The organism is Winogradskyella sp. MH6 (assembly GCF_022810765.1).
GTDB lineage: Bacteria > Bacteroidota > Bacteroidia > Flavobacteriales > Flavobacteriaceae > Winogradskyella.
The window spans coordinates 1,725,562-1,743,172 of sequence record NZ_CP094494.1 but is presented as its reverse complement, the minus strand read 5'-3'; the positions used below and the strand labels follow the sequence as shown (position 1 = coordinate 1,743,172).

General features: G+C 34.9%; 17 protein-coding genes. 3 read left to right on the top strand and 14 right to left on the bottom strand.

The window, feature by feature from the left end; all coding sequences use genetic code 11:
- Positions 1-72: 72 nt before the first annotated feature.
- Genes MST30_RS07850 through MST30_RS07835 form a run of 4 tightly spaced genes read right to left on the bottom strand, consistent with a single transcriptional unit; the run spans position 73 to position 3,178 of the window.
- A complete protein-coding gene (locus tag MST30_RS07850; protein WP_243473833.1) occupies positions 73-906 on the bottom strand; it encodes a DMT family transporter in 834 nt (277 codons plus the stop codon).
- 27 nt (positions 907-933) lie between these two features.
- Positions 934-1,458 (bottom strand): LacI family DNA-binding transcriptional regulator, encoded by a 525-nt coding sequence (locus MST30_RS07845; RefSeq protein WP_243473832.1) that lies wholly within the window; start codon positions 1,456-1,458, stop codon positions 934-936.
- A 4-nt stretch (positions 1,459-1,462) separates the two neighbouring features.
- Positions 1,463-2,128: a bifunctional 4-hydroxy-2-oxoglutarate aldolase/2-dehydro-3-deoxy-phosphogluconate aldolase gene (locus MST30_RS07840; RefSeq protein ID WP_243473831.1), complete on the bottom strand. Its 666-nt coding sequence runs from the start codon at positions 2,126-2,128 to the stop codon at positions 1,463-1,465.
- 3 nt (positions 2,129-2,131) lie between these two features.
- Positions 2,132-3,178: a sugar kinase gene (locus MST30_RS07835; protein ID WP_243473830.1), complete on the bottom strand. Its 1,047-nt coding sequence runs from the start codon at positions 3,176-3,178 to the stop codon at positions 2,132-2,134.
- A 137-nt stretch (positions 3,179-3,315) separates the two neighbouring features.
- Between MST30_RS07835 and MST30_RS07830 the strand changes: the two genes are divergently transcribed.
- Genes MST30_RS07830 through uxuA form a run of 3 tightly spaced genes read left to right on the top strand, consistent with a single transcriptional unit; the run spans position 3,316 to position 6,340 of the window.
- A complete protein-coding gene (locus MST30_RS07830) occupies positions 3,316-4,344 on the top strand; it encodes a LacI family DNA-binding transcriptional regulator (RefSeq protein ID WP_243473829.1) in 1,029 nt (342 codons plus the stop codon).
- A gap of 12 nt (positions 4,345-4,356) precedes the next feature.
- Positions 4,357-5,163 carry an SDR family oxidoreductase gene (locus MST30_RS07825; RefSeq protein WP_243473828.1) on the top strand — a complete coding sequence of 269 codons (807 nt, stop codon included), beginning with the start codon at positions 4,357-4,359 and terminating at the stop codon, positions 5,161-5,163.
- A gap of 10 nt (positions 5,164-5,173) precedes the next feature.
- Entirely contained in the window at positions 5,174-6,340 is a 1,167-nt protein-coding gene (gene uxuA / locus MST30_RS07820; protein ID WP_243473827.1) for a mannonate dehydratase, read from the top strand.
- Positions 6,341-6,352: 12 nt separating this feature from the next.
- Here the strand turns inward: uxuA and MST30_RS07815 are convergent, their stop codons facing one another.
- From MST30_RS07815 to MST30_RS07770, 10 genes are read right to left on the bottom strand one after another with little or no spacing between them, the layout of a single operon-like run.
- Positions 6,353-7,282 (bottom strand): alpha/beta hydrolase, encoded by a 930-nt coding sequence (locus tag MST30_RS07815; RefSeq protein WP_243473826.1) that lies wholly within the window; start codon positions 7,280-7,282, stop codon positions 6,353-6,355.
- Entirely contained in the window at positions 7,279-8,064 is a 786-nt protein-coding gene (locus tag MST30_RS07810; RefSeq protein ID WP_243473825.1) for a rhamnogalacturonan acetylesterase, read from the bottom strand. Before MST30_RS07810 ends, MST30_RS07815 begins: the two co-directional genes overlap by 4 nt.
- Complete coding sequence (gene pelA / locus MST30_RS07805) at positions 8,051-10,069, bottom strand: pectate lyase (protein WP_243473824.1); 2,019 nt, start codon at positions 10,067-10,069, stop codon at positions 8,051-8,053. Before pelA ends, MST30_RS07810 begins: the two co-directional genes overlap by 14 nt.
- Positions 10,070-10,080: 11 nt before the next feature.
- Positions 10,081-11,271: an exo-alpha-sialidase gene (locus tag MST30_RS07800; RefSeq protein WP_243473823.1), complete on the bottom strand. Its 1,191-nt coding sequence runs from the start codon at positions 11,269-11,271 to the stop codon at positions 10,081-10,083.
- Positions 11,271-12,881: a glycoside hydrolase family 43 protein gene (locus MST30_RS07795; protein ID WP_243473822.1), complete on the bottom strand. Its 1,611-nt coding sequence runs from the start codon at positions 12,879-12,881 to the stop codon at positions 11,271-11,273. The genes MST30_RS07800 and MST30_RS07795 overlap by 1 nt, the downstream gene beginning before the upstream one ends.
- Positions 12,878-13,921: a Gfo/Idh/MocA family oxidoreductase gene (locus tag MST30_RS07790; RefSeq protein ID WP_243473821.1), complete on the bottom strand. Its 1,044-nt coding sequence runs from the start codon at positions 13,919-13,921 to the stop codon at positions 12,878-12,880. The genes MST30_RS07795 and MST30_RS07790 overlap by 4 nt, the downstream gene beginning before the upstream one ends.
- 6 nt (positions 13,922-13,927) lie before the next feature.
- A complete protein-coding gene (locus MST30_RS07785) occupies positions 13,928-15,154 on the bottom strand; it encodes a glycoside hydrolase family 88/105 protein (protein WP_243473820.1) in 1,227 nt (408 codons plus the stop codon).
- Positions 15,155-15,156: 2 nt separating this feature from the next.
- On the bottom strand, positions 15,157-15,576 hold the full coding sequence (locus MST30_RS07780) for a cupin domain-containing protein (RefSeq protein ID WP_243473819.1): 420 nt from the start codon (positions 15,574-15,576) through the stop codon (positions 15,157-15,159).
- Entirely contained in the window at positions 15,576-16,592 is a 1,017-nt protein-coding gene (locus MST30_RS07775) for a DUF4861 family protein (RefSeq protein ID WP_243473818.1), read from the bottom strand. The genes MST30_RS07780 and MST30_RS07775 overlap by 1 nt, the downstream gene beginning before the upstream one ends.
- On the bottom strand, positions 16,593-17,552 hold the full coding sequence (locus tag MST30_RS07770; protein WP_243473817.1) for an alpha/beta hydrolase: 960 nt from the start codon (positions 17,550-17,552) through the stop codon (positions 16,593-16,595). It lies immediately after the preceding gene.
- Between the last annotated feature and the right edge of the window lie 59 nt (positions 17,553-17,611).

Sequence of the window (17,611 nt, the reverse complement as noted above, 5' to 3'; positions counted from 1 at the left end):
CCATATTTGGGATTAATATTAAGGTGAAAATTCAGAAACTAAACTTTCATTCTTTTTTGGAAGGAAATAGATTTATTGTGATTTCTTGAAAATTAAGTTCAATGTTAATCCTAATATAATAATCAACATACCCAATAAGATATAAAAGCTATAAGTCTCGTTAAACCAAAGTAATCCTACAATAGTTGTAAACACCACTTCAAGATACTTAAATGGTGTTATTTGGTTAGTTTCTCCTATTTGCATTGCTTTTGTCATATACAACTGAGCAAAATATCCGAATACTCCAAGGCTCATTAAAACTAACCATTCGTAACCCATAGGTGTTTTCCAATCATTAATTGAGAGCAAACCTCCTATAACAGTAGAAATAAGCATGAAATAATTGACAACTACAACAGGATGATCTTTATCTCCTATTTTCCTAATAGTAATATAAACAAGTCCCGCAAAAACAGCCGAAATAAAAGAGAATACAATCCCTTCTATTTGAAGATCTTCTCCAAAACCTTTTAAAACTAAAACACCAGAAAAAGCTAATGCTAAAAAAAACCATTGTATAAGTTTAATTTTTTCTCTCAACAGAAAAACAGCAAAAATTGATGCAAAAATTGGAGCAATATATCTAACTGATACTGCTGTACCCATTGTAATATACCTAAGAGACATAAAGAACAACAACATAGAAGAAAGACCAAAAATACTTCTAAGTACTAATAGCGTCTTCTTATTACCATATATTGATATTTTATTCTTTAGTAAAAAAGGAAGAGTAAAAAATAAAGATCCTAGGGCTCTAAAAAAAACAATTTGATAAACACTAAATTGCCCTAATGATTTTACCGTAACATTTAACAGAGTAAATGCTATGGCACTTATTACCATATAAAAAATTGCCTTCTTCATTAACTTTTAGGCATTAAGTCCTATTAGCTAGCAATCTAGCTTTAAAAACTTACTAAAACCAGAAGAAGACAATTCTTTTATTTCTTTATCAGTATTATATTGGTTAACTCCCAATTGTATAAGAGGAGTATTTTTTAGTCTTAAATCGCTATTCTCATTTGGCGCATCTGAAATTAGAAAGACACCATCAATAGAACCATCATTAAGACTATTAATACAACTATATTGCTTTTTCTCACTATGAAATGTCTGAAACAAAATAACTCTATATCCTTTTATTTCAGCTATTTCTTGTAAATGATAAAGCACTTTACTGTAATGATTTAATGTGACTTCAGGAATTACAACTGCAATAGATTTTGTCTTTATACCTCTTAATGCTAAAGCAAATTTATTAGGTACGTAGTTAAACTTTTTAGCCAATGATTTAATATATTCAGTGGCATCTGGACTAATATCTTGTTTTCCATTCAAAGCTTTAGACACTGTAGAAACAGAGTAACCTGAAAGCTCAGAAAGCTCCTTCATTGTAATTCTTGAAGTCTTTAACATCTTATTATTGTAATTCTTTAATTATTGTAATTGCATTTTTAGTATCCGACTCAATTTTTGCTAAATCGTAATTACCATCGGCATTTTTAGCAATTAATTTTGAGCCCATCCCAACACAAGTTACTCCTGCTTTAAACCAACCTTCTAGGTTTTCTTTAGTTGGAGATACACCACCTGTAGGCATAATGCTTGTCCAAGGTTGAGGCCCTTTTATTGCCTTAACAAAATCTGGTCCGTAAATACCACCTGGAAATAACTTTACAACCTCACAACCTAATTCTTCTGCTCTACAGATTTCAGTTAAAGAACCACATCCTGGAGACCACATTACTTTTCTTCTATTACAAACAATAGCAATATCTTCTCTTAATACAGGTGTAACGATAAAGTTAGCACCAAGCGCCATAAAACGAGACGCAGATGCAGCATCGGTTACAGAACCAACACCCATGATCATTCCTGGAAGTTCTTTAAGAACATATTTATTTAACTCACCAAAAACTTCGTGAGCAAAATCTCCTCTTGCAGTAAACTCTAGTAATCTTGCGCCACCATCATAAACAGCCTTAATTACTTTTTTACTTACTTCAATATCTGAGTTATAAAACAACGGAACTAAACCGGTTTGTTTCATAACATTTACAACTTCTATTCTTGAATAATTTGCCATAACTTATCTTGCTACACGTCCAGAAGCATCACCTCCCATTAATTTTTCTACTTCAGAAACTGTTACTAAGTTAGCATCACCTTTAATAGTGTGCTTTAAACATGAAGCCGCCACAGCAAAGTCTAATGCATTTTGATCATCTTCAGGGTATTTTAATAATCCGTAGATTAATCCACCCATAAATGAATCTCCACCACCAACTCTATCTACAATATCAGTGATTTGATACTGACGTGTTTCGTACATTTTTTCTCCATCGTATAATACTCCAGCCCAAGTATTATGAGATGCAGAGATAGAACCTCTTAAAGTTGTAATTACTTTTTTAGCTTTAGGGAACTTGGCCATCATTTGCTTACAAACCGATAAGAATGCTTCAGCCTTAACATCATGTCCATGCTTGTGTACGTCTAAGCCTTCTGGATGAATACCAAAATGCTTTTCTGCATCTTCTTCATTACCTAAAACGATATCACAGTACGATGTTAATTCTGTCATTATTTTTTCTCTATGAGCATCATCACAATACGTCCAAAGTTTTGCTCTATAGTTTAAGTCTGTTGAAATAGTAACACCCATTTCACTTGCCACTTTTACAGCTTCTAAACAAGCGTCTGCAGCACCTTGAGAAATAGCAGGTGTAATACCTGTCCAGTGGAACCAAGCGACATCTTTAAAAACTGATTTCCAGTCTACCATGCCTGGCTCAATCTCAGAAATTGCAGAATGTGCTCTATCATATACTACTTTACTTCCCCTGCTTACAGCACCTGTTTCTAAGAAATAAATTCCTAAACGGTCTCCACCATAAATAATCTTATCAACACCTACACCTCTTTTACGCATTTCCATCATAGCACACTCACCAATATCATTTTTTGGTAAACGTGTTACAAAATCTACTGGCACACCATAATTAGCTAACGAAACCGCTACGTTAGACTCTCCACCTCCATATACAACATCAAAACTAGATGCTTGAGAAAATCTTAAAAATCCTTGAGGTGCTAATCTTAGCATTATTTCCCCAAAAGTGACTACTTTTTTCATTTGAAAATTGTTTAATTAGTTATCTTGCTTAAACGTTTAACCAAATATTTTAAAAATAAATCAAAACGTATCTAGTTTTGATTATAAAAAACAAAAAGCTTAAATTTGCTTAAACGATTAAGCAAATATATAAAATCTTGGGAAATAAAAAAAGAACGACAATAAAAGACATTGCCAATGTACTTAATATTTCTGCTGCCGCAGTATCTAAAGCGCTTCATGATGATTCCCGAATTAGTAAACAAACTAAAGAAGATGTAAAACGTGTTGCTAAAGAATTAAACTACCAACCTAATCACCTCGCAAGTGCTTTAAGAAAAGGTAAAAGCAACTTAGTTGGTGTCATTGTGCCTCGTACAAATAGTAATTTCTTTTCATCTGTTATTGAAAGCATGGAGGCTGTTCTTGATAAGGCTGGTTACAATATCATTATTACCCAGTCTAAGGAATCTTTTAAAAAGGAATGTAAAAATATAGACACCTTACTTTATACTCAAGTTGATGGTATAATTGCTTCAATGGCAAATGAAACAACTGACCTTTCCTATTACGAGAAAATAAAATCTAAAGGAATTCCATTGATTCTTTTTGATCGTGGTGAAAACGACCTCAATGTAGATTATGTTGGTATCAATGATTATGATAGTAGCCACATGATTGTTGAGCATTTAGTTGAAAAAGGATGTAAACGTATTGCTCATATTGGTGGTTATAGACGAACTCGAATTTTTAACAATAGAATAAGAGGTTATATTGACGCATTAACGAAACACAACCTACCTTTAGACCAAAATTTACTTACTGAAAGTAGTCTTACACTTGAAGATGGTAGAGAAATGATGCAAAAGTTTTTGCAGTTAGAAAAACGTCCTGATGCTATTTATGTGGCGAGTGATTATGCTGCTTTAGGTGCACTTCAGGTATTGAATGAACACAATATTAATGTCCCTGAAGATATTTGTTTAATTGGTTTTGGAAACGAACCATTTACATCTTTGGTAAGTCCTACAATTTCAACAGTAAACCAGCATAGTGCCGAAATAGGCAAAATTGCTGCTGAAACGTTCTTAAGTAGAATTAATGATGAGAATTGGAAGCCAACCTTAAACAAAAACATCTTAAAATCTGAATTAATAGTTAGGGAATCCTCAGATAAAAAAATTTAAAAACACAAAACAATGAACATCCTCGATATAAAAGATAAAGTCATCATCATCACAGGTGGTTATGGCGTATTAGGTTCTAGTATGGCTAAGCATTTGGTTGAGTCTGGTGCTAAAGTGGCTATACTTGGTAGAAATGAAGCCAAAGCTAAAGATTTTGCAGCTCAACTTTCAGCAACCAATGCCATGGGTATTAAAGCTGATGTATTAGATAAAGAAAACCTAGAAAATGTTAAAACTCAACTTCTAGAAAAGTGGCAAAAATTTGATGTGCTCATTAATGCAGCAGGTGGAAATATGCCTGGCGCGACTTTATCTCCTTCTGAATCGTTATTTGATATTTCAATAGATGACTTTCAAAAAGTAACAGACTTAAATTTAATGGGAACCGTGATTCCGTCCTTAGTCTTTGGAAAACAAATGACCGAACAAAATGGTGGTTCTATAATTAATGTCTCTTCAGTAGCTGTGGCACAAGCATTAACACGTGTTGTTGGCTACTCGGCTTCAAAGGCTGCTATGGAAAACTTTACACGTTGGATGGCTGTAGATATGGCTCATAAGTTTGGCGATAAGATTAGAGTCAATGCTATTGCTCCTGGGTTTTTCCTTGCGGACCAAAACCGTAAATTATTGACCAATGAAGATGGTTCTTTAACAGATCGTGGCGAAACCATTATAAAAAGCACACCAATGAAACGTTTTGGAAATTCCGAAGAACTTAATGGTGCCGTACAGCTTTTAGCTAGTAATGCTTCAAAATTTATGACAGGAACCGTCATCCACGTTGATGGTGGTTTTGGCGCTTTTAGTGGTGTTTAAAAATTAAGAAATGACAGAAAATTTTAGATGGTTTGGCAAATCTGATGCTGTAACCCTTTCGGATATTAGACAATCTGGTGCAACTGGTGTAGTTACTGCACTGCATCATATTCCAAATGGCGAAATTTGGCCTATCGAAGACATTCAAGCTACAAAAAATGAAATTCTAAATGCAAAATTAGAATGGTCTTTTATTGAAAGTATTCCTATTCACGAAAACATAAAACTGCGTCAAGGCGACTATGCAAAACGTATAGAAAACTACAAACAAAGCCTCTTTAATGTCGCTAAATGTGGTGTAAAAAATGTGTGCTACAACTTTATGCCTGTTTTAGATTGGACGCGCACACATCTTTTTTGGGAACTCGAAGATGGTAGCACAGCATTACGGTTCGATAAGGTTGAAATGGCTGTTTTTGAAGCCTTCATAATGAAACGCAATGATGTTGAAAAGGATTACGACGAAGCTATTTTAGCTAAGGCTAAACAGCGCTATGAAGCTATGTCTAAAACCGAAATACAACGTTTAAAAGATGGTATTTTAAAAGGGTTGCCTGGCACAGTTGACGACCTTGATATTCCGACATTCAAGAAGATGATAGCGCAGTATAAAGACCTATCGCATTCCGATTTAAAATCTAATTTGTCCTATTTTTTGAATGAAATTATTCCGCTTGCGGAAGAATTAGGTGTGAAGATGGCGATTCATCCAGACGACCCTCCTTTTGATATTATGGGATTGCCTCGCATCATCACTTCAGAACGTGACTTGGATGATTTGGTTGGTTTTATTGATAGTCCTTCAAACGGTATTACATTTTGTACTGGTTCTTTGGGTGCGAATGACAACAATGACTTGCCAAAGATGATTGAAAAATTCAAAAATAGAATTCATTTTCTTCATCTTAGAAATGTGAAGCGAGAAGACGATGGTAGTTTTTACGAAGACCATCATCTTGAGGGTTCTTCAGATATGTTTGAGATTGTAAAAGCAGTTTTAAAAATTGAAAAGGAACGCAACATTTCACTACCTATGCGACCAGACCACGGCCACCAAATGCTTGATGATTTAAAACATAATAATTCGTATGCTGGTTATACTGCTATTGGCCGCTTAAAAGGTCTTGCAGAACTTAGAGGACTTAGTCTTGGGATTTCAAAAAGTGGTATTATTTAAAACAAACAACTTTTATAAATCATTTTTCTTTAACCAAGTCTCGCAAGCTTTTGGCCAATCGTCACTTGTAAAACCTCGTCCTAAACCAAAACCGTGTCCGCCTTTTTCATAAATATGAAGTTCGGCTGGCACCTTGTTTTCTTTTAAAGCTAAATAATATTGAAGACTATTTTCTACAGGAACTGACTTGTCATCTGTAGCGTGAATTAAAATGGTTTTTGGTGTTTCTGAAGTGATTTGAGTTTCATTAGAATAGAATTCCACAGTTTCGTTTGATGGTGTTTCGCCCAACAAATTCGTTTTAGAACCTTGATGTGTTACGCCGTCTTTCATCGAAATTACAGGATACACCAATATTGAAAAATCTGGTCTTGCACTAACTTCATATTCCGCTTTGTAAACAGCATCATTATAATGCGTTGATAGGGTTGACGCTAAATGTCCACCTGCCGAAAACCCAAGAACTCCGATTTTATTTTCATTTAAATTCCAGTGTTTGGCATTTTGCCTCACATATCGCATAGCACGTTGCGCATCTTGAAGTGGTGCAATGGTTTTATTCGTCGATATGCTATCATTAGGCATTCTGTATTTTAACACAAAGGCTGTGATTCCACGCGTATTTAACCATTCAGCAATTTTATAACCTTCTTTATTTATAGCTAAATGATGATAGCCTCCACCTGGACAAATAACTACTGCTGTTCCATTTGGTTGTTCGGGTGAAAAAATGGTTAATGTGGGTTCTTTAACTTTTTCTGTACTCCAGAGCATTGAATCTTTAAAGGTTTGAACCTCTTCATAATCCGGATTTTCAATAGCATTTGGAATTGAATCTTGCCAAAGCTGAATAACTTTTTCCTCTTGTGCAAAGCAAGCCACAAAAAGAAAGCTACATAGCAAAAGTGAATACTGCTGTAATCTACTTTCTATTCTCATCATTTTTTAATGTAACTATTAAAATCTTCTACCTTTTCTCTTAACTCGTTCACTGCTAACTTAGCCACTTCTGTTGCTCCTAAAACTGATAAATGGGTATTATCTTCCTTTCCATCTGGAAAATAAGAAATTTCGCCTGGCTCAAAATGCAAATGCAATTTCTTAGAACCTTCAACACCATAAGATTCCTCTAGTGTTTCTGTAAGATATTGCAAATCTACAAACGGAACATCGTACTCTTGAGCTATCAATCGGGTTTCTAAAGGATATACTCCGTGAGTGTCTACTAATGTGGAATCTGCATTAAAATTTCGTCTTACAATCGACGAAAAAAGTACAGGAATAGCTTTTTTTGCTCTTGCTTCTTTTACAAACTTTATCAAGTTGTGTCTGTATGCTGTATGTGGATTGGTAAAACGTTGCGGATTCGTTATTTTTTGGTCGTTATGCCCAAATTGAATGAATACATAATCTCCTTTTTTAAGTTGTTTTTGCACAGAATCCCAACGCCCTTCAGTGATAAAACTTCTTGTGCTTCTACCATTTACAGCGTGATTTTTTACGGTTGCTATATCGTTAAGAAGCGTTGGTAATAATTGGCACCAACCACGTTCTGGGTTTTCGTCAGGATTTGGCTTGTCTGCCATTGTTGAATCTCCTATGGTATAAATTGAAACGCTTTCAATGGTTTTTACAGTCTCTTCCTCTTGTTTCTGTTCTACTTTTTTATCGCAAGATTGAAACAGAACAATTACTAAAATCAGGATTATTTTATAATGCTTCATACCATTCTTTTTTTGATTTCTTTTTGTGTTCACCTAATACATTTTTCAATGTATATTTTTTTGCTTGTCGTTTTTTTAATTGATGCGACCATCCTACACGTTCTGATGGTTTATAGCCTTCTCCATAATTTTTATATTCAGCATAAAACGCAGTTTTTTCAGCTTCTGGCTTAGACCAATTATGCCATCCTATTGGCAAGATATGATTTCCTAAATCACAATTTATAAAAACAGTTTGCGCATACACGCGCCAAGGCCTTCCTAAATAGACTTCATCTACATCATCATCTGCGGTAATTTTACAGTCTTTAAAAACATAACCAAATAACGAATCTTTTGGTGTTGATGCTGCTGTGATGTAAGAGTTCTTTTTACTATGGATTTGACAATTTTCAAAAAAGGCTGTGGCGCTTCCGAAAATAAAATCGGTTGTACCTTCAATATAACAATCTTTGTAATATTGCTTCCCTTTTCCTGAAGCATACAAAGTATCTTGATTGCCTAATAAATTACAATTAACCACAGCGACTTCATCTGAAAACACAGACAGAGCAACGGCTTGTCCAACTTCACCTGAAGAATTCTCAATAGTGAGATTTTTTAGCACCACATTATTAGCTTCAACCAATAATGTGTAGGTGTAAAATGTACTATTTCTACCCAATCCTAGTTTGTTAAAATAGTCATCGTAGGTTATAATAGTATTCTCTTTGCTCTCGCCAACCAAAGATAAATTTTGGTTCCACTCGTGGATTTTCACTTTCTCTTTGTAGATTCCATTTTTTATAAAAATGGTGATTCTATCATATGGAAAAGCCTTGGTGTTTTTTATCGCTTCAACAATAGAGATATAATCGCCACTACCATCTTGTGCCACAACAATTTTGAACGGATTTGATGGCGAATTCTTTTGGGACAAATCGTATTTCTTTTTCCATTCTGGATAGGCATCCAACACCATTTGAGGATGGTTGCTGTACCAAGCGTAGCCATTTCTTCGTTCGTCTCCAATTTCTGCTAAAGTGGCTTTTTTAACACCATCTCTATCGCAAAAGAAAGGTATATTATCTTCAAGTTCCATAAAACGCGCCCAAATAGCAGGTTCATTTTCAGCAGGAATCATTTTCAAGTCCGTTCGATTTCCGTCTTTATCGTAAATCAATTCCTTTTTAAGATTGGTAATTTTTGTTTTTTCAAACCAAGCCACAGCACTATTTACGGCATTGATGATTTCTTTCGAAGGGTTTTCTATAGACATCAACAACATTACAATATGAGCCGATTCTGCACCACTCAAGGATGGTAACTCATAGGCTCTTGCCTTTGCTGGCTCTAATGTCTTCGCATCGTGTTGCGCACACCAGGCTGTTAAAACACCGTTTTGTTTGTATTGAGTTTTTAAGATACAGTCTACTCCTATTCTAAAAGCGTCATTTACACGTTCTAACTGTTCTTTTGGAAGCTTTATAGAATAATAATCGGTATTCTTTTTGAATTGATGAAGCATGTTCATAATGTTCACCATCGAATTGTCATTATAGGTAATATGCGAGTAATAGCCTTTTTTTAATGGGTAAAATTGTGGCCAGCCTCCATTATCGTATTGCGCGTCCAATATATAATCCAAACCTTTTAAAAAGGCGTTTCTATACCTTTCATCTTTTGTTTGAGCATATATTTTTGAAAGAAATAGCATTTCTTGAATCGTAGCTCCATTATCTGTCGTTGTCTCTTCATTGGTTTGTTTTTGCTTCAACAATTCTTCTTTTTCATCTTGAGACAATGGCAAGTGCATTTGTACATTTTTTGGCCATCCACCAATATTGCGTTGGTACAACAATACGTTTTCTGCAATTTGCTTAGCTTCATCAGATTGATACCAAACATCATCTTTTGTATGTATAATATTTCGCCAAGATTTATCGTGAACCTGAGCTGATATTCCTGTAAAAAAACAAAGCCCGATTAAAAAAAATATGAATTTATAATTAGGGGGAAATTTCATAATTAATCATTTTAAGGGTTAGTGGTTTTTAGGCTACTCAACGGAACTTTAGTATACTCTACGTTTTCCTTGCTAGTTGTATAAGACACATACAAACTATTATTGAAAATGAAAGATTTAGGGTAATGGTAGCCCAAGCGCTTATATTTCCCTTCATATTTTAAGGGTTGAAGCTCATCGCCTTTACGAAGCACATAAGCATCAGTAAACAAATTACCATCGTTGCTAAGCGTTACAGCCAATGGCATTCGTGATTTGGTCTGTACAGGATTGTTGATAATGTATGCTGTTCCGTTTGGAAAATTACCTGCACTTTGTTTAGATCTAGAGTCTGGCATTGTGGTCTCAACAGGTGTTGTCCAACTTTCACCGTTATCTTTACTTGTTGAAGCTAAAGTTTGAAACGAGCTATACTGATCCCTAAACACCATAACCAAGCTACTATCTCTTTTCACAAAACTACTTGGTTCAATTTCTTGGGAGACATTATTTTTAGCAGAATTATTTGTGAAACTTGCTCTCGTCCAACTAATGACTCCTTTCGGATCATCTGTATAAACTGGAGATACCATTAAGCCAGGTTGAAAATGTGCTGCATTAATGATACGACCATTAGCTAGTTGATGTGGATCTTGTTCAAATACCGCATTTATAGGAGTATTATCTGCCATTAAAACAGGTTTCTTTTCTGACCAGTTAACACCATCTGCACTTGTTTTATAATACGTATAGCCGCCTTCTGGCGATACTTTTGATGGCCAAACATTGATATAGGCAATTAATGAATCTTTGTAGGTCCACCAACCTCCTGAAGTACAATAACCATCCTCAATTGATGCTGCTAAAGTCATCGGTTTACTCCAAGTTTTTCCATCTTTGCTACTGCTGTAAGCCAGCCAAGTATCATCAGAATCTTCGCCTTCGGCAGAGCTTTGCCACTGGCAATACAATACTCCTTTAAAGGCTGTCATTACTGCTCCATTACTAAAATGATCTGTACTATCTGTGGGTTTAAAAATGGTATATGTTTCAATACCTTTTGGAACTTTTAAACCTAAATCATTAGGCTGTAGCGTGTCGAATAAGTCTTTTTTAACATCAAAGGGAAGTTTTCTTTTGTTCTCTTCTGAACAACTTTGAAAGAACATCAGCCCTAAAAATAATAACGATAGATGGTATTTTACTGACTTGATAGTATTCATTATTTCTTAAATCTAATCCAGTCGATATCTAAACTTCCAGCATCATTAATAACTCTTTCTCTTAATGCTAAGTAGCCTATTTTTGCACCAATCCATCTACCTTCTCTCGCTTTGAATGTATCACCAATAGGCTTGAATCTTTTGTTATTTGTGCTGTAATAAAAATTACACACTCCACCTTTATCTACTTTAATTTGAAGATAAATCGTTTTGCTATCTACTTTGATTTTTTCACTTTCATTTTCTTTGCCTTCTTTATGTGCATCTTTACAAGTTACTTGTGATAAGTACAACTGTCCATCTTCTTGTGAGAATTTGATATAACTATAGCTCAATCCCATAACTAAAAAACCAACTTGCTCGTTATCGTGTCTGGCATTAAACGTCAATTTGGTTGTTGCTATAAATGATTCAGCTGGAAATTTTTGCAATAACAAATTTGGTACATCATGCAGATTACTAGAACCTTCTGGTCTTGGTCTACAATACATTGTATAATGTCCCATACTCGTTGGAAAACCATAATACACTTGCGGATTGGCGTGCCATTGCCATTGCAAACCTCTTTTTGGTTCGTTAAACTCATCAGTATCTGGTGGTGTAGCTATAGGATATGTCGTACCTACATTCGGTTTTTTATGTGTGGTTACAGGTTCGCCAATACCATCATTATTTTGGTCTATACCCATAACTGGCCAATCATTTTTCCAAGACATTGGTTGCATATGAACTATACGACCATACGCATCTTTATCTTGAAAATGAAGAAACCAATCTTCGCCAGTAACGGTATCTACCCAAGCTCCTTGGTGTGGCCCGTTGATTTCGGTATTACCTTGATGCAATACTTTCTTTTTTTCGTAAGGTCCAAACACTGATTTAGACCTTAAAATAGTCTGCCAACCTGTTGGTACTCCACCAGCTGGTGCAAAAATGTAGTAGTAACCATTTCGTTTGTAAAACTTAGGACCTTCAATGGTATCTTCACCTTCGTGACCATCAATGATTTTTACCTCATCATCATTAGTTTTAGTACCTTCAGCATTCATACTGCAGACAACAAGTAAACTTTTTATTCCTGCGCGACTTCCTGCAAAAGCATAAGCGAGATACACTTTACCATCATCATCCCACAGTGGTGTTGGGTCAATTAGTCCTTTTCCTCCTTTAACTAAAACAGGTTCTGACCAAATACCTTTTGGATCTTTGGTTTTTGTCATATAAATACCAAAATCTGGATCTGGATAGTAGATGTAAAATTCCCCTTTATGAAAACGAATACAAGGTGCCCAAACCCCTTTACCGTGTTGTGGTTTATCAAAAACATCTAACGGAATCTGTTTTGGCAAAGCATAATTTACCAATTCCCAATTCACCAAGTCTTTAGAATGTAAAATTGGTAAGCCTGGTAAACAGGTAAAGGATGATGCCGTCATATAGTAATCCTCACCAGCTCTTACAACATCTGGATCTGAAAAATCAGAATGCAAAACTGGATTGGTATAAGTACCATCTCCATTGTCTGACACCCAAACATCGGACACAAATTTTTCTTGTGCTATGCCATTTAAGACCATACAAAATGATACTAGTAAGGTTATTTTTTTCATAATTTAATGACTTTTCTTTCTTTGTTACTTAAAAAAGCAGCCTCAATAATTTTTATAACTTCGGTTGCTTCTTCTGCAATAACAGGAAGTGGTTTGTTGTTTATAATAGCCTCAGCAATCCCATTATAATAGGCCATATAATTACCTTGCTCTGTTACAATGTGTTCTTTTTTTGAAGTACCATTTTCAATGATATGAAGCAATCCTTTTTCTGTTTCAGACTCAATTCCCCAATTGGCTGTATTAGGTTTTATTTCTTTTTGAAGTTCGGTTTCCTGAATATCTGCTTTAGATTTAATAAACGAACCTTTTGTGCCGTGAATGCTATAGGCAGGCAATGGTTCTCTTACAAAATAACTGGATTTTAGAGTTACAAAATGCGAATCATAGTAAAGTTTCACATCAAAATAATCTCCTACTTTAGAATCTTTTCTGAAAGAATCTAAGGTTGCAAAAACACTATTTGGCATACCAAACAATTGCAATGCTTGGTCTATGAGATGCGAACCTAAATCGTATAAACTCCCGACTCCTTCGGTTGGTGTTTCCTTGTGTGTTTTATAACTCAGTTCTGGGTCGAATCTATCATAATGTAATTCAGCTTCAACAATATCTCCGAGTACACCTTTTTGAACAACTTTCTTTACGGTTTTAAAATCGCTATCCCAACGTCTGTTATGATATACTGACAATTTTAGGTTTTGCTTTTCAGCTAATGCTATGAGTTCTTCTGCTTCTTTTGAATTGACCGTAAAAGGTTTTTCTACCACAACATGCTTACCTGCTTCGAGTGCTTTTTTTGTATAATCGTAATGTGTGGTATTAGGAGTATTGACAACTATTAAATCAATAGCTTTATCTTTCAGCATCTTTTCTAAAGAGCGAAACGTCTTGATATTAGGATACTTCTTTTCGGCTAAGTTTTTTGTTCGCTCAAAAACACCATAAAGATTAAAATCTGGATGAACATCTATGAAAGGTGCGTGAAAAACATGTCCACTCATTCCATACGAACAAAGTGCTGTGTTGATGGTTGCCATAGCCGTTTACTTGTTAAGTTCTAAAGCAGCCATGATAAATGGTCCTGTTCCTTTTGGATCGTTAGACCTGATGATCTCTCCAATATAATATTCAAAAGTTCCGTCTCTGTATGGATTTCCACCCAAACCTGCTACTCCACAACATTTATTAAGACTGACAACTCCGTTATCTTCAACAGTGATGAATGTATCTAATATGCCTTCAAATGCTTTGTTGGCATTATCTAAATATTGTTTCGGTAAATAGCCTTTATTAACGCCTTTTGCTAAAGTATATGTAAACATACTTGTACCTGTTGCCTCTAGATAATTACCCTCTCTTTCAGGTAGATTTAGTACTTGATACCACGTGCTTGTTTTTTCATCTTGATACTTTACAATAGCTTCGGCATATTGGTTGAGATACTTAATTAGTCGTTCTCTCCCTTCGTAATTCTCCGGTAAATAATCCAAAACATCAACCAATGCCATGCCGTACCAGCCCATGCCACGAGACCAAAAATTTTGAGACAATCCGGTGTCTTTATTTGCCCATTTTTGTTCTTTACTTTCGTCCCAACCGTGATAATATAAGCCCGTTTCTGGATCTCTACTGTATTTTTCGATTAGGTCGAATTGTAACATAATCTTATCATAAACCTTTTTAGCTTCTTCATCATCCATATACGATTTGGCATATTTTGTATGAAACGGTTCTGCCATATACACACCATCTAGCCACATTTGATATGGATACACTTTTTTGTGCCAATAACCACCTTCAGATGTTGTTGGCTGACTTTCTAATTGTTTGTGTAAGGTGTCCATTACATTTTTAAAACGCGGTTCTTTAGTTTTGTTATAAACATAGTAAATAGCATCGCCAGACTTTATCATGTCTAAGTTGTAATTAGACATTTTATAGGTTTTTATAGCTCCATCTTCTTCGATCATTCTGTTGGCATAATCGTAGATATAATCGTATAATTTTTGATTATTGATTTCTTCGTAAACTTTAGACATTGCTTGCAAAACCAATCCATTGGTATAACTCCATTTTGGCTTATCTCTAAAATCTAAAAGTGTAGGATCTGGAAAACGTTTAATTTCAGAAAGCGCCATACGCTCTGACCACTTTAAATCCTCTGAAATTTCTTTTTTAGCCACAGGTGTTTCTTCCTGTTGCTTTTTCTCTTCTTTACAACTGGTAAAAAAACTCAATGCTAATATTGCTACAAGTGCTATGTTTTTCATCTTTACTCTTTTTCGTATTTTTTAATCACTAAATATTTTAATTCGGTATCACCAACATTGCTGATACCATGCATACTCCAAGATGGACAATACAAGCTTGTGTTTGCTTCGACAACAACTTCTTTTCCGTCTAAATAAAATTTTGCCTTACCTTCTAGAACGTAAAAGAATTCATCTTCTTTATGCTTATGAGGTGCATGTGTAGATTTACCTGGTGCTACAACACTCATTTTTATCGTTCTACCATCTAGGAAATCTTTATCGGCAAACCAATACTGATAGCCAACTTTTGTAGGCACCGTTTTTTCTTCAGAAAAGGTATTGACACATTCTTCTATGGTATACGTCTTTTCTTGAGCAGTTGTGATTTGTAATGCAACGCAAAACAGAAGCATTGTGAACAAATTGATACCAGTTTTCATTATAACGTGTTGTTAGAGTTCAATTCAATCAACAATCCTTCAAGGTAGTCCAAGAATTCTTTTTCGTTTTTAATACCATCTTTTTCTTGTTCCCAAGCTGCTAAAAAGTAAAAAGAAACTGGCTTAGTAGTTGGTTTGAATTCTACTAAGTAATCAAACTCGCCTTTTTTAGCTTCAACGGTTGTATCTACTTCGTAAAAGACCGCCATACCTAAGTCGTCTGGCACTAATGTTTGCTCACCATAGGTTGCTATGTAAGCCCATTTTTTATTTTCACTTTCTTTGGTAAAATAAGACACTTTGTGATCTATAATTCCAGTTACAATACCATTTACTGCTTTTGAAGGTTGAATGGTGTGTTTTGTATATCTTTTATCTGGTTGAATACTGAGTGTTGATTGCAAATCGATAGTGTCTTCGCCTGTTTTCCAACCGTAATAATCTACTACCACAGAAGATACATTGGCTGAATTTTCAACAGATGCAAACGTTGAATCTACATTTTTAAAATGAAGCACTTCGTCATTAACCAAGCGCCCTAATGACCCAACACCAAGGCCTTTACCTACTTTTAGAATATCTTGTCCCCATGGTTGCGGTTCGTGGTAAGAATCAAAACCATCTTGACCAACTTGTCCTAATACCATAGTATCTGTCTTTTTACCAAAAATATCAATAGCATTTCTCCAATCTAAATAGAGCCTATAGCCTACTTTATTGCTCTCCCAACCTGGACCTTCGTAACGGATAAACCAAGTATGATCTGTATGATTTTCTGGCACTTTTACAGAAGAAACGTTTTTAAATGAAGTACCACCACTATATTCCATATGACCTCTTGGACCATCTTTCCACTCACCTCCTTGAGCTACTGAAATTTCAGCATATGTCTTTTGAGTTTCTTGGGCTTTTTCTTCTTGCTTAACCTCTGGTTTTGCATCCTCTTTCTTTTCGGATTTACAAGCCACAATGGTACTCGCACATAATAAAGCTGCTATTAATTTTGATCTTTTCATTTATGATTCTTTTTTGAATGTTTTATCTAAAAATAAAGTGATATAATTTACGGTTTCTGTAAACCACGGATTAAATAACCAAAACGTATGAGGACTATCTGGGAAATTCTCAACCTGAGAATAAATGTTATGCTTGTCCATGATTTCAATCATTTCTTCTCTTCCTGCTTGAAAACGTTCATACTGACTACTGATAAACAACGTTGGAGGTGTATTCTCATCAACATGTGTTAATGCAGATGCCTCTTTCCAGACTTTAGGTTTTTCTTTTGAAGTTCCTCCCAACCACCAAGCAGCCATTTTACCTTCAGTAGATTTTGGGTGAACGAAAGCTATGACGCCATCTAAGTTTACAATAGCTTGAACAGAAGTTGATGTGTTATAACCTGTATTTTCTTCAAAGTTAGAATTGTTATTTGTTGTGCCAACTAGTGTTGCCATTTGAGCACCTGAAGACGTTCCTAAAATGGCAACTTTTGTAGTATCAATACGAAATCCTTTTGCATTAGATTTTATGTATTGAATGGCTTCTTTAATATCATAAATACCATCAGGATATTGGGCTTCATCAGATAATCTATATTCTAAAGCAAAGCAAGCATAACCTTTTGAAGCGATACATTGCGCCATTGGTTTCATATGTGATTTATCGCCAGATTTCCAACCGCCTCCATGGACCATAATTACAGCAGGTTTCAACAATGAATCTGTATTGACAAAAGCATCTAAATGAAGTTTTCGTTCACCTACTTGCTTATAAACCTCATCATTGATTTCTTTTACATTTTCATAATGTTGAGGCTTCGGAATTTCTATGTTTGGAAAGTTCTTTTTATACTTTTTAAAAGAACTATTTACAGTGTAAGAGGTGTCTTTTTGAACTTTTTGAACTTTTTGAAATGCAGAAACACTTGATGAAAACATCAAGAAAAACAAACTGTATGTTATGACTTTTTGCACACTGTGATTTTTAAAAAATAAGCCTGATTTTGGGTCAGGCTTATTCGAATTAACGCTAT